12 protein-coding genes and 1 pseudogene are annotated in these 12,520 nt (G+C 67.9%); 7 read left to right on the forward strand and 6 right to left on the reverse strand.

Going from position 1 to position 12,520, the window contains the following annotated elements:
• Window positions 1-25 precede the first annotated feature (25 nt).
• Complete coding sequence (locus DDE18_RS22645; protein WP_133241220.1) at window positions 26-292, forward strand: hypothetical protein; 267 nt, start codon at window positions 26-28, stop codon at window positions 290-292.
• A gap of 533 nt (window positions 293-825) precedes the next feature.
• Here the strand turns inward: DDE18_RS22645 and DDE18_RS11920 are convergent.
• Window positions 826-1,917: a CapA family protein gene (locus tag DDE18_RS11920; RefSeq protein ID WP_211754528.1), complete on the reverse strand. Its 1,092-nt coding sequence runs from the start codon at window positions 1,915-1,917 to the stop codon at window positions 826-828.
• A gap of 1,158 nt (window positions 1,918-3,075) precedes the next feature.
• Between DDE18_RS11920 and DDE18_RS11925 the strand changes: the two genes are divergently transcribed.
• Entirely contained in the window at window positions 3,076-3,570 is a 495-nt protein-coding gene (locus DDE18_RS11925) for a universal stress protein (protein WP_116572508.1), read from the forward strand.
• 51 nt (window positions 3,571-3,621) lie between these two features.
• On the opposite strand, the gene DDE18_RS11930 is transcribed toward DDE18_RS11925, so the two are convergent.
• Window positions 3,622-4,437 (reverse strand): oxidoreductase, encoded by an 816-nt coding sequence (locus tag DDE18_RS11930; RefSeq protein WP_116572509.1) that lies wholly within the window; start codon window positions 4,435-4,437, stop codon window positions 3,622-3,624.
• A 107-nt stretch (window positions 4,438-4,544) separates the two neighbouring features.
• Between DDE18_RS11930 and DDE18_RS11935 the strand changes: the two genes are divergently transcribed.
• Window positions 4,545-5,123, forward strand: a complete 579-nt coding sequence (locus DDE18_RS11935; protein WP_116572510.1) for a TetR/AcrR family transcriptional regulator — start codon at window positions 4,545-4,547, stop codon at window positions 5,121-5,123.
• 317 nt (window positions 5,124-5,440) lie between these two features.
• Here DDE18_RS11935 and DDE18_RS23660 read toward each other — a convergent pair.
• The 3 genes and pseudogenes from DDE18_RS23660 to DDE18_RS11950 form a co-directional block, all read right to left on the reverse strand.
• Window positions 5,441-5,848: pseudogene (locus tag DDE18_RS23660) on the reverse strand (transposase); the annotation flags it as partial.
• A 110-nt stretch (window positions 5,849-5,958) separates the two neighbouring features.
• Window positions 5,959-6,114, reverse strand: a complete 156-nt coding sequence (locus tag DDE18_RS24255; protein WP_425437564.1) for a GMC oxidoreductase — start codon at window positions 6,112-6,114, stop codon at window positions 5,959-5,961.
• Window positions 6,115-6,167: 53 nt separating this feature from the next.
• Window positions 6,168-6,668: a winged helix-turn-helix transcriptional regulator gene (locus DDE18_RS11950; RefSeq protein ID WP_245916644.1), complete on the reverse strand. Its 501-nt coding sequence runs from the start codon at window positions 6,666-6,668 to the stop codon at window positions 6,168-6,170.
• Between the two features lie 54 nt (window positions 6,669-6,722).
• Between DDE18_RS11950 and DDE18_RS11955 the strand changes: the two genes are divergently transcribed.
• Together DDE18_RS11955 and DDE18_RS11960 are read left to right on the forward strand one after the other, a co-directional pair.
• On the forward strand, window positions 6,723-7,271 hold the full coding sequence (locus DDE18_RS11955) for a PaaI family thioesterase (RefSeq protein WP_211754530.1): 549 nt from the start codon (window positions 6,723-6,725) through the stop codon (window positions 7,269-7,271).
• A gap of 592 nt (window positions 7,272-7,863) precedes the next feature.
• Complete coding sequence (locus tag DDE18_RS11960) at window positions 7,864-10,125, forward strand: ATP-binding protein (protein WP_116572513.1); 2,262 nt, start codon at window positions 7,864-7,866, stop codon at window positions 10,123-10,125.
• A gap of 94 nt (window positions 10,126-10,219) precedes the next feature.
• Here the strand turns inward: DDE18_RS11960 and DDE18_RS11965 are convergent, their stop codons facing one another.
• The gene (locus DDE18_RS11965) at window positions 10,220-10,837 is read right to left on the reverse strand and encodes a TetR/AcrR family transcriptional regulator C-terminal domain-containing protein (protein ID WP_116572514.1); all 618 of its coding nucleotides are present in this window, start codon (window positions 10,835-10,837) and stop codon (window positions 10,220-10,222) included.
• A gap of 170 nt (window positions 10,838-11,007) precedes the next feature.
• Between DDE18_RS11965 and DDE18_RS22965 the strand changes: the two genes are divergently transcribed.
• Window positions 11,008-11,154 carry a hypothetical protein gene (locus DDE18_RS22965; RefSeq protein WP_165821134.1) on the forward strand — a complete coding sequence of 49 codons (147 nt, stop codon included), beginning with the start codon at window positions 11,008-11,010 and terminating at the stop codon, window positions 11,152-11,154.
• Window positions 11,151-12,392: a serine hydrolase domain-containing protein gene (locus DDE18_RS11970; RefSeq protein ID WP_116572515.1), complete on the forward strand. Its 1,242-nt coding sequence runs from the start codon at window positions 11,151-11,153 to the stop codon at window positions 12,390-12,392. Before DDE18_RS22965 ends, DDE18_RS11970 begins: the two co-directional genes overlap by 4 nt.
• Window positions 12,393-12,520 lie beyond the last annotated feature (128 nt).

A 12,520-nucleotide genomic window follows, 5' to 3' on the forward strand; every position in this document is an offset into this window, starting at 1 on the left:
TCCCCGATTTGGGGGCAAGCCGTCCGTGGTTGCCACCGAAGAATCGAAGGTCGTCCGCGGGGACTGGATCGTCCCCACTGCCGGGAAGGTCACGTTTGCTGTCTTCTACAACGGCTGGGCACCTCGACAGGTGTGGCTGTCCTCGACCCGGGAGAACGCCGATCTGGCCGCCGCCGGAGCGCCTTTCCGCGACCTGCCGCTGCGAACGATTCGGCGCTCGCACGTCGAGGCTTGGGTGAAACAGATGATTGCCACATCTGTGTGGTGGACGTTCGGGCTCTTGAGCTCTTGAGCTCTCGGGACTCGGTGAAGCCGCCAGCCCCGTGAGCGACCGCACCGCCTTGCACTCTCCCTTCTACTCGCACTCTCCCTTTTAAACTTTGGCGGGCGAAAGCTAAGACGCGGTTTGAGCCTGCAAATGCACCCTGCCCAGGTTGGTTGTCTGAGGGGCTCGTCAGTGGACCGTGGACCCGAGGTCGACGACTTGACAGGTCATACGAGCCGGTATGACGCAGTTGCACGTGCGCCTAGGAGGCACCAGCTGTCGCGGGCTCTCTACGGTGAGCATCTGCGAACCGCGGCAGGCCGCTTCGCTGCCTAGATCCGGATGGGGTTAGTCTCGCGTCTCCACGCTGGGGCAGAGATGCTTGCGCTCGCGGCCGCCACGACGTCCGAGACTCCGGTGAGACCATGCGGTCCCCGACACCCCGAGAACGTTGCGCCATGATCCCGAAGTCGGATGACGGGTGTACTCAAGAAGTGGATCACGCGGAGGAGAGACCTACAACGACTGGATGCTCCTCCACTGCCTCGTCGGTCGACACCTCACCGGAGCAGTAGCACGTTGGCGTCGGCCTCGACATGGACCCGCGATCCGAAGCGACGGCTGGCCTTGCGCAGGACCCGGTGCAGCCACCTCGTGTCCTCTTCCGTCGCGAGCCGCAAGCGCATCTGCCGCGACTGCAACGGCACCATCCGCAGCTCGTCGAGCCTTCCGGCTGGGTCGAGCCGGACGACGTACAACAGCCGCAGGTCATCACGGAACCGCTCCTTGCCTCCGATTCCCTCGTAGTCGTTGATCAGGTCGCCACAGCCGTAGAGCACGAGCCGGTCGCGATAGACCTCGATCGGACGCGGGTGGTGCGAGGAGTGCCCGTGGATCACGTCTACGCCGCTGTCGATGAGCCCATGGGCCAAGCGGACCTGCGCACGCGGCACCTCGTATCCCCAATTCGATCCCCAGTGGACGGAAACGACCGCGATGTCGCCCGGCTGTTTCACCCGGCGCACCCGCTCGCAGATCGCGTGGATGTCGGCGTCGGAGTGCTCGCTGAGGAAGGCGACTCCGGCGCCTCCCGGTCCTGCCGCCCAGCTGCGCGGCACACCGCTGGAGGCCGACCCCACCGACCAGACCAGGACCCGATGGCCATCCGCGGTCAGCACGACTGGGCGCCATGCCTGCTGCTTGTCGCATCCCGCGCCCACGGGTCCCAGGCCCGCCTGGGTGAGCACCTCGAGGGTCTCCTCCAGGCCGCCCACGCCGAAGTCCAGCACGTGGTTGTTGGCGAGCGCGCAGGCATCGAGCCGGGCAATAGTCAGGCAGGCGACATTGCCCGGGTGCATCCTGTACAGCACGGCCTTCGCGGGCTGGAAGTCGTCACTGCTGGTGATGCTGGTCTCCAGGTTGGCGATGCGGAAATCTGGCGCCAGCTCGTCGAGGACCTGCATCGCATCGCCCCACGGCCACGAGAAGTCCACCGGCTGAGGGATAGGACCGGACGCTGCCTCGACCAGCGCGACGTAGTGCCTAGCGCTGACGGCGTACTGCTCCCACAGACGTGGGTCACCCGCCGCAGGCAGAATCTGGTCCACACCCCGGCCCGTCATCACGTCACCGGTCAGGCACAGCACGACCACACTCCCATCGTGGCACTCACCGGCCGCGCGAGGATGGTCGCATGTGGCCGGCGGCGAGCACCCGACCGATCAATCACGCCACGCTGGATTTGCAGTGCGTGCGCAGTGAAGCTCGCTGGTGTCCCCGCGGACTGCACCCTGGACTCCAACAGAGCAGGGGTGGGGCGCTGACGCAGGCCTGCACGTTCCCACTGCTCGCCCGCGGATCAGCTGCCGGCCCCCTGATCCGCATGACAGGGGGATAGATCGCGTCCGGCGAGCCCTTGCCTTCGGATCCGTTCCGGAGGTACTGGTTGGTTATGACCAGTACACCGATCGAGCCAGGTTCCGACCCTGAAATCGTTCCCTCTGGTGATCCCGGGATGGATCCGTTGGATCCCGGCGAGGAGCCGGGTGCGCCCATCCCGGAGTTGGAGCCCACAGACTCCTAATCGGCATCGGCATCGGCAGCGTTCAGCCGCGCCGCCATCAGGGTTAGGCACTCAAGATGCGATCAACCCGGTCCGAACTCCTGAAGCCTGTTCTGCGGGCGACAGCTTGTCCATTCAGGCCAGTCGCGGCAGTGGGAGAAGCTGCGTCACAAGTTGCGGCACTCTTCGCCCATGCCCAATGGCGGCGGTAGGACGTGCAGCGAGGAGACCAGGTCGCGGCATGGCGGCCACGCCGAGGGGCCGCCGCTTGGGATTAAACGACAAGTCCCAGAAGTGTGGTCGTCACGCTGCCGCAGCTGGGCTGGCCAGCCGTTCACACGCCACGACGGTCCACGCCAAGCCGGGATGCCGATAGCGGAGGGCCATACCGTGGGACCGCACGACGGCGACCATCGCCTCGGGTGGGTGGACGAATGCCCTGAAGTCGGTGCCTCGATGCTTGCGTACCAAGTTGGCGAGGCCGAAGTTCGACCGTGTAAGGAGGTTGCACGGCGGGTGCGAGAACACCAGAAGCTGCCGGGCATGGCGCGCCGCCGCAGATTGCAGCCGCTCATAGTCCGGATAGCAGCACACCACCCGGTGGAGGACGACCATATCGCGCCGGCTCCACCTCGAGTCGGAACTTGGTGACCGCCAGATCCACGTCGCGCTCGCTCGAAGAGGCCGGACGTGGCGCGTAAAGTAGAGCGCGGCAGGCGCTTGTCATGGATCCACCGGGAGGTTTTCCATGAGCGCAACGGAGAGTCGCAAGATCGTGGTCGGGCTTGACCGATCGGTCGGTGGTCGACGGGCCCTCACTTGGGCTCTGGGTGAGGCAAGGCGCCGTGGCGCCGAGCTGCATGTGGTCACGGCCTGGCACTGGGACGGCATCGAGGAGGCGTTCCTCGGCGCGAGCAACCCCACCGAGGCGCGTGAAGCGGCGGAGCGGCATCAGCGCGAGGCGCTCGACGAGGCGCTATCGGATGTGGCGCAGCAGCTTCCTCCCATCGTCCCTCAGGTGCTGCGGGGCGACTCAGCGGATGTGCTGGTCCACGCGGGGCAGGACGCCGAGCTGCTCGTCGTCGCTAGCCATGGACGCCGTGGGCGACAGCGGCGAGCACCGCTTGGCTCGGTGAGCGCGCGGGTCGTGCAGCACGCGACGTGCCCCGTGGTGGTCGTCCCGGTGCCGCACGCCGAGCGGGGGAAGGACACTGCCCGAACGGCGGAGCACTCTCGGCGCTGAGCCGCGCGGCAGATCCGGTAAACCCACTGGCCCGGCTTCAAGGGGCGCGGCTCAGCCGGCCAGCCGGTTGAGCTTGCGGATCTGCTTGTCGAAGGCCCGGGCGGGCACGATCCGGCGCAGGGCGCTGACGCGTCCGGCCGTAGAGCCGGCGGTGTACCGCAGTTTGGGCTTCAGGTCGGTCGCGGCCGCGACGATTACCCTGGCGACGGTGGCCGGGTCGTCGCCGCCCTGGATCGCAGTGGCCATCACGCGGTCGAAGACCTGCCGCTGTTCCGCATAGATCGGCAGGGGTGTGTCGGGCTGCATGATGTTCGCATCGAACCCGGTCCTGGTGAAGGCGGGCTGGACGAGCAGTACCCGAACACCGTGCTCGCGGACCTCGTGGTCCAGGGACTCGGAGTAGCCCTCGACCGCGTGCTTGGTCGCGGCATAGGCGGCCATGTACGGCGCGGGGACGAACCCGAGCACGGAGGAGATGTTGATGATGCGTCCGCCTCCGCGGGCGCGCATGTGTGGCAGGACGGCCTTGGTCATCCGGATGAGGCCGAAGACGTTGATGTCGAAGACGCTCTGGTCCTGGGCGACCGAGCGCTCCTCGGCGGCACCCGCCGAGCCGATACCGGCGTTGTTGACCAGGACGTCGAGCCGACCGAACCGGTCGATCACCCGCGCGACCACGGTGGCCACCGACTCGTCGCTGGCGACGTCGAGATCGAGGAAGGTCACCCCGTCGCGCTGGCTGATTCCCGAGGTGTTTCGGCTGGTGCCGACCACCGCGAAACCCGCCTCGACGAGCCCGAGGGCGGCTGCCTTCCCGATGCCCGAGGATGCACCTGTCACGAGCGCGACCGGCTGAGTTGTCGTCATCTGAATTCCCTGTCTATTGGATTACGATTATCATAGTACGATCATCAGACAATAGACTAGGGTGGAACCAAGAGGCAAGCGGTCGGTCCAGCGAGCGGAGGAACCCCGTGGCGCGATACGGCGCGGAGCACAAGCAGGAGACCAGGCGGCGGATCATCGAGACCGCCGGACGCCGGTTCAAGCGGGACGGTATCTACGGCTCCGGGATCGCCACGCTCATGAAGGACGCGGGGCTGACCAACGGCGCCTTCTACGCCCACTTCGAGTCGAAGGAGGACCTCGTCGCCACCGCGGTCGCCGACCAGCTCCGCGAACAGCGCGAGCGGTTCAACGCGCAACCACTGACTGGCGGGATCGAGCAGTTCGTGCGGGGCTACCTCTCCGCTGCACACCGTGACAACCCCGACCGCGGCTGCCCCTCCGCCGCCCTGCTCGACGAGATCGGGCGCGGCACCGACGCCACTAGGCAGGCCTACACCGACGGACTGCTGGCCATCATCGACGACATCGCCGCCCGCCTGGCGCCGGAGGACCCGCAGTCGGCACGCGGCAAGACGCTCAGCCTCTTTGCCATGATGGTCGGCCCGCTGCAACTCTCCCGAGCCATCGCCGACCGAGAGCTCGCCGATGAGATCCTCCAGCACGGCACCCAGAACGCCCTCGCGATCCTGGGCGCCGAGCACTAGTGACGCATCGGCCAGACGCCGGCGAGGCCTGCAAAAGACCTGCCACGCGACGAGCATCGCCGGAACCCAGGCCCTGGGAGAAGACTGCTGCTCCGCCACGGGATCGTCTACTACGGCGGGCAGGCGTGGACCGGCAAGCACGACGTGTGGATGCGCCACGAGGCCCAGCCGCAGCTGACCTCGCGGGCGACGCGGCTGGCGTTCGACTCCGACTACGAGGTCACCCTGGCCGTCAAGGCACGACGTGACCGCCTCGACCTGGCGATAGGCGAGATGGCCGCCGATTCCGATAACCAACCCGACTCGTCTATGTCTGGTCAAGTGGTCTGCGGACCTCCTTCGGGGGCAGCATGGAGCGTGTTCAGTGTCCGGTAGAGCTGGCGGGTGAGGTAGCGCTTGAGAAAGCGCCGGATCTCCTTGGTGGTGCGTCCCTCTTGCGCGGCGTCGCTCGACGTAGGCACGGTCGCGACGTCGTGAGTCAATCGGGTGATGGTGGCCATGTGAAGAGCACGGTTGAGCCGACGGTCACCGCCACGGTTGAGCCGATGACGGGTGGTGTTTCCCGACGAGGCGGGGATGGAATTGACTCCGGCAGAGGCAGCGAACGCCGCTTCGGAACGAACCCGGCCGGAGTGGGACCAAGCCGCGTAGACGACCGCAGCGGTGACGGGACCGATCCCGGTCTTGTCCAGCGGGACCGCTGCCCTGCTGGCCCGGAGGAGTTTCCTCTTACGGAATCGCCTCGCTCGCCACTTCGACGAGCGGGACGGAAAGACGACGCGACTGTGGACTGCCGCACTCGGTGTCGCTGCTCGGGCTGGCTTCGGCAGGTCCTTCAGGGCGCGGCGTATTGGGCCAGGCGATGAGCCAGCGTCAAGCCGGTGAGAACGGGGTTGACCGAGCCTACGATCGGAAAGATCGCCTGATCGCAACAGTAAGCGTTGGAGACGTGGTGGAAGCGGCCGAGTGGATCGGTCACCGAGGTTGGCACACTCGGATCGACCGTGCGCGGGAGTGGGCGGCGCGGACACCAGGTCGCGCCGGCTATCCGTCGCGAGGAGTCGCCCCGGGGCCGGGCCGGGGCGCGATCCGGCGGAGGTCGCCTACCTCGTGTCCCGCATGGCAGGTCGCGACCATGCGCATCACGGCGTCGCAGTCGCGGTGCACGAACTGGACCGGGGGACCGGCGGGGTCGGCGAGGTAGCGGTCACCCCACTGGGCGATTGCGATCAGCACCGGATAGAGGTCGATGCCCTTGTCGGTGAGTCGGTACTCGTGGCGGGCACGCTCGCCGGGCGACTTGTACGGCTCCTTGCGCAGGATCCCGTGCTCGACGAGAAGCGCGAGCCGGTCGGTGAGCACCTGCCGGGGGATCGAAGTGTGTCGGCGCATGTCGTCAAAGCGGCGGACCCCGTTGAACACTTCGCGCAGCACCACGAAGGTCCAGCGCTCTCCGAGGATCGCCATCGCCCGGCCGACGGTGCAGTTATCGACGGAGAAGGCCAGAGCGGGCGGCGTACGGACTCCTTCTGGAATCGTGTTCACGGTCACATGCTAAGTCTACTTGACAGACTCAGCAAGGGTGGGCACGCTGGATCCATGACGCAGACCCAGGACCATGCCCGGGACAAGGCCGAGCAGTCACCCGATCTGTCGCAGTGGCAAACCGAGACCCGCGAGGTCAGGTGGGCGATGCCGGGCCAGTGGAACTTCGAGGCCCTCGCGGCGATGGATGGACTCGGTCAGCTCCAGGCGATCGAGCAGGGCCTGATGCCGCCGCCGCCGGTCATGGCCACCGTCGACATGTGCGGCTTCCACGCCGAGCGGGGCTCGGTGACGGTCCGGATGTACGCGCAATCCTTCCACTACAACCCCCTCGGCGGCGTGCATGGCGGAATGATCGCGACGCTGCTCGACACAGCGGCCGGGTGCTCGGTGCACTCGACCCTCGCCGTCGGCGAGGGCTACACCTCGCTCGACCTCAGCACGAAGTTCCTGCGCCCGGTCACCACCGAATCCGGCCTGCTCACCTGCGTCGGGAAGGTCATCTCTCGCGGCCGGCGAACGGCGCTCGCCGAGGCACAGCTCACGGACGAGACCGGCCGGGTGCTCGCGCACGCCACGTCGAGCTGCATGATCTTCAGCTGACTTGCCTTCGGCCGAGCGAGCGCACCAGCGGCAGCACCCGGTAGGCACCTGGGTAGCGGCCAGCCTCCTCTGGAGAGTCACCACGCTTTCCAACCCGCCTCCTTGTTGGCATAGAGGATCCCCTTCCGGGGACTGAGGGCTGAACGCCCTACGCCAGCGAACGGAGTCCTGATCCAACGGGACGCGGGTTTCACACTCATGACGGCGTTTTCCGCCTGGTCGAGCGTGGCCTTCCTACGGTTCGACTCCCCCGTCGCGCACGTGTGACAGGCCCCCGGGTCCTCGGATCCGGGGCTTCGTCATTTCCGACTCCGCTCGTTGTGCTGTCGCTGGGTTGCCTTCGCGACATTCGGTTGTCGCCGCTGCTGCGGCGTCGTCCTCCTCATCGACACGTACGGGTGCAACATTCGCAGCGTTGTGTCTGCGGCGGGATCGAGTGCGGCGGCCCGGCCTCAAGGCGAGCTGCGCGTCGTAGCGTGGGAGCGTGGCCACGCACGCAGCAGCGGGAAACCTGCCGGCCGAGCTGAGTACGTTAGTGGGGCGGCGTCAGGAGCTGTCCGGGGTTCGTTCTCTCTTGGGTCGTGCCCGTCTGGTGACGCTGACCGGGATGGGTGGAGTGGGGAAGACCCGGCTGGCCGTTCAGGTGGCCCGTTCGGCATGCCGGGCGTTTCGCGACGGCGCCTGGCTTGTGGAGCTGGCCTCGGTCGCCGAACCGGGGCAGGTCGCTGAGGCGGTCGCGGGGTCGCTTCGCATCCCGGAGCAGTCGGGGCGGGATGCGAAGGAGGCGCTGTCGGAGTTCCTGGCGCGCCGGGAGCTGCTGCTGGTGATGGACAACTGCGAGCACCTGACCGACGGGTGTACGCCGTTACTGTCTGAGCTGCTCAAGCGGGCGGAGGGGCTGCGGGTGCTTGCCACGAGCCGGGAGGTCCTCGGTGTGCCGGGCGAGGTGGTGTACGACGTGGCGCCCTTGGCGGTACCGGCAGAGGGCGGGCCGCTGGATGAGACGGCCTCGCCGGCGCTTGCGCTGCTGGTCCAACGCGCCGGGGCTGCGTCAGCGGACTTCGAGGTGACCGAGGGCAACCTCGGGACCCTGGCGGAGATCTGCCGGCGCCTGGACGGGCTCCCCCTGGCGATCGAGCTGGCCGCCGTTCAACTGCGGGTCTTGTCGCCACAGGAGCTCTCCAGTCGGCTGCAGGACCGGTTCCGGCTACTCGTGAGCCCGGGCCAGCATTCCGGCCGGCGCACGCTGCGCCAGACCGTGGAGTGGAGCTATGACCTGTGTGAGAAGGCGGAGCGGAAGCTGTGGACCCGGCTGGCCGTCTTCGCCGACGACTTCACTCTCGCCGCCGCCGCCGCGGTGTGTTCTGGTGAGGATCTCGACGAGGGCGATGTCACCGAGGCGGTCCTGAGGCTCGTGAACAAGTCCGTGCTGCTGTCCTCTGCTGATGGGGGGACCCGGCGATTCCGGATGCTGGCCACGCTGCGTGAGTACGGCCTGGAGCGGCTCCGCGACGAGCACGGGGTCGGCGGGGACCCCTCGCCGTCGGAGGTCGAGCTGAGAGCCCGGCACCTCGCCTGGTGCGGCCAGCTGGCCGCACGGTTCGAGGGTGAGTGGTTCGGCCCGGATCAGCCGCGCTGGCGGGCTCAGCTGGTGGCGGAGCTGCCGAACATCCGCGCCGCGTTGCAGTTCGCCCTGGACCACCCTGGGCACACCTCGGCCGGCCAGCGGCTTGCCGCGGACCTGCGCGCCTTGTGGCTCACCGGGCCGATGCGGGAGGGAACCGTCTGGCTGGCCAGACTCATCGACGCCGCCCCGGAGCCGAGCCCGGAGCTCGTGCACGCGCTGTCGGCGTTGTCGTGGGTGGCTGCTGCGGCGGGGTCGGCGGACCGGTCGACGGAGGCCGCACGGAGCGCGGTGGAGCTGGCCGCGGAGCATGCCCCGGAGCGGCTGCCCCGCGCGCTGCACAACCTCGGCATGAACCTCGCGGCACGGGGCGACCCTTCGGCGTTGCCGCTGCTGGAGGAGTCCGTGGCGAGGGCCAGGAGTGCGCCCGGCGAGCGAAGCGAAGAGCTGGCCTACGCGCTCTTCACCCTCGGGTTCTGCGTGGGAGTGCAGGGCGACCTCGCACGCAGCGCGGACCTGTATGCCGAGAGCGTGTCGATCTGCCGTGGCGCCGGAGAGCGGTGGTGGCTGGCCTGGATGAGACTGGCCGAGGCCTACCGCTCCTCGATCCTGGAGGACCCGGCTGCACTGGAGTCTGCGGTCAGGGAGGCACTGGACCTGGCCAGGCAGGTCCCGGACGACCACGCGTGCGTGACCGCCCTGAGCCACCTCGCCCTTCGAGCGGAGGGAGCCGATGCCCGGCGGGCCGCCTTCCTCCTCGGCATCTGCGAGCAGTACTGGCGCGACGCCGGCGGGTTCATGCTCGCCGTCGAGCCGTGGGCTTCCGCGATCGAGCAAGCCAGGGAGTGGTGCCGGACGGCGCTGGGCGAGGCGGCGTACGAGGAGGAGCATCGGCGCGGCGAGGCGGCCACCTTGGAAGAGGGCATCGCGATGGTGCTCGGTGAGCGGCCGTCGGCCCCGTCCCGCACGGGAGCGGCCGTCACGGCCACCGGGGTGAAGCTGACCAAGCGAGAGGCCGAGATCGCCCGCCTGGTCGCCGAGGGGCTCAGCAACCGCGACATCGCAGCCCGGCTTGTCCTGTCCTCTCGCACGGTCGAGACCCATGTGCAGAACATCCTCACCAAGACTGGTTTCACCAGCCGGACGCAGATAGCGGCCTGGTACGCCGGGCTTGGCCGATCGGACGACGCGCCGCCCCAGGGGCCTGACGGCTGGCCGAGGAACTGGTGACCGTTTTGAGACGCATGCGGGCAGGTCATCGAATTCCGACCTGTGGAGTGGAGGTTCGACCTCTGGTGGCGCGGCGCGGGGCTGGGCAGTGTCGTCAGACTGGGCGAGCTTCGAGACGGGCCCGGAACCCCGTGATCAGTGCCTCGAGGCCCACCTCGAAGGCCTGGTCCGCCCGGCGGGCGCCAGTCGGGAGCGCCGCCAGGCAGCGACTCAGGCCGGGGTGCCGCTCCTCGTCCACCTCGATCATCCCTTCGGGCATGACCAGGTCAAGGGCGGACCCGAGCAGGAAGCTCTCCACGGCGACGATCACGGCGAGTACGTCACGGTCGCGGAATCCGGCGCGGAGAAATGCGGCGACGGCCTTCTCGTAGACGTCGACCACCTCGGACATCCGCACCGGCGCTGTCGCGAGCATCCGGATCGCTTTGGGATGCTCGGCGAAGAGGTCTCGATAAGTCCGCGCCCACCGGGCGAGTCCCTCGTCCCATGGGTCGGCGTCCAGCAGCGTGTGGTCCAGTTCCTGGACGACCTCGGCCCGCAGCAACTCGACGATCTCGGCCTTGCCTTCGACGTGGTGGTAGAGCGACGAGGGACGCACCCCGAGTCCCGCTGCCAGCTCGGGCATCGTGAAGTCGCCCTTCTCGTCGACCAATGCGAGCGCGGCTCGAGCTATCCCACTGCGGTCGAGCAGACGCTCCGGTGGCCGAGGCATGCCTCCCCCTTGGTCGTCACGGCAGAGAGCGAACTGGACGGTTCGCCATGGCCAAACATACCGAATGAAATTCGATAAATCTCTTGTGGTCTGGCCGCACCGCCCCTAACATCCTCTAAACCGAATAACGTTCGGTAAACGAGTGGAAGGCCCGTGTCTACAACCAGTTCGTGTACGTCGACCCTCCCAGCGCCGTGACGATCGTCAAGCTTTCCGCGAACCACAGGTACGGGATGACGTCGGACGAGGCCACGAACAGGGAGAACGAGACCCTCGCGGTCCTCCGCACCATCGTTCAGGAGGCGAACCCTTCATGACCGCCAAGCGCTCCATCACCCGCCGCGCGCTCGCAGCCGCCGCGTTTGCGGTGTCCCTCGGCTCGCTCAGCGCCGTGCCCGTCGGATTGGCAGGTGGTGCCCACGCATCCGACAGCGTTCAGACGGCCATCGATCTGGACGATCCGACCAAGCCATCCGAGTTCGGCCGGCTGCTTCCCTCGACCCCGATCGCCCCGGCGCGACACGTCCGGGCGCTCCGCCGCAGTCACGAGCAGATACCCGCATCGGTGCCGTGGGGCGACGGACAACGCAAGACGATCGCTGACTTCCTCACGACCACGAACACCCGAGGCTTCGTGGTGCTGCACCGCGGTCGACTGGTGACCGAGTGGTACGACGACCACACCGGACCCACGACGAAGCTGGCGTCCTGGTCGGTGGCCAAGTCGATGGCCGGCCTGCTGACCGGTCAGGCGATCGCCGAAGGCCGCCTCACTCTCAACACCCGGGTCGTCACGATCCTGCCCTGGCTGCGGGTCGAGAACCCCGCGGACGGTGACCCGCGGTTCAACACCATCACCGTTCGCCACCTGCTCGACATGACCAGCGGCATCGACGCCGCCGAGGGATATCAGGTGGACCCGCTCGAGGACCCGAGTGCGGCGCTCTCGATGCTCACCGGCACCTACCTGATGCTGGTCCACCCCGACATGCACAGCTACGCGTTGAGCCACCGGCGCATGGTCTTCGACCCCGGCACCCGGGGCGAGTACGCCAGCTACAACACCCAGCTCTTGTCGATGGTGCTGAGCAAGGTGTTCGGCACCGACTACATCACCGCCTTCGTGAACCGGCTCTGGAGACCCGCAGGCGCCCAGCACGCGGCAACCTGGAACCTCGACCACGGCGGCGGTATCGCCAAGGCCTTCTGTTGCCTCAACGCCACCGCCCGCGACTTCGCCCGCCTCGGACTCCTCGCCGCCGAGGCAGGCGGCCCAGGCTCCCGCGTCAGCAGAGCCTGGCTCGACCGGATCCTCACGCCGCAGCCGACGCCGCTCGGGGGCTGGCCTTACTCGACCCAGTTCTGGCACGTGCCCGGCGACCAACACGGCAAGCGCGCCAACGATGTCAGCGCCATCGGCGTCTTCGGCCAGTACATCTACGTCAACCCGCGCACCCAGACCGTGATCGTCAAACTCAGCGACCACGGCATCGAGCAGGACGAAGCCCTCACTTTCCGCGCAATGCGCTCTATGGCCCGCTCCTGGCGCCACTGAGCCGGGAGCATCCCACGGCGATCAGCATGCTGTGATGGCCGGCAGCCCGCGCATCGACCGGCCGAAGCGGACGAACCCGACTTGCGCCTCCGCGTCGGCGCATGCTCGGCTCCAGTCACCTAAGTCGC

This window comes from Nocardioides gansuensis, assembly GCF_003076135.1.
GTDB lineage: Bacteria > Actinomycetota > Actinomycetes > Propionibacteriales > Nocardioidaceae > Nocardioides > Nocardioides gansuensis.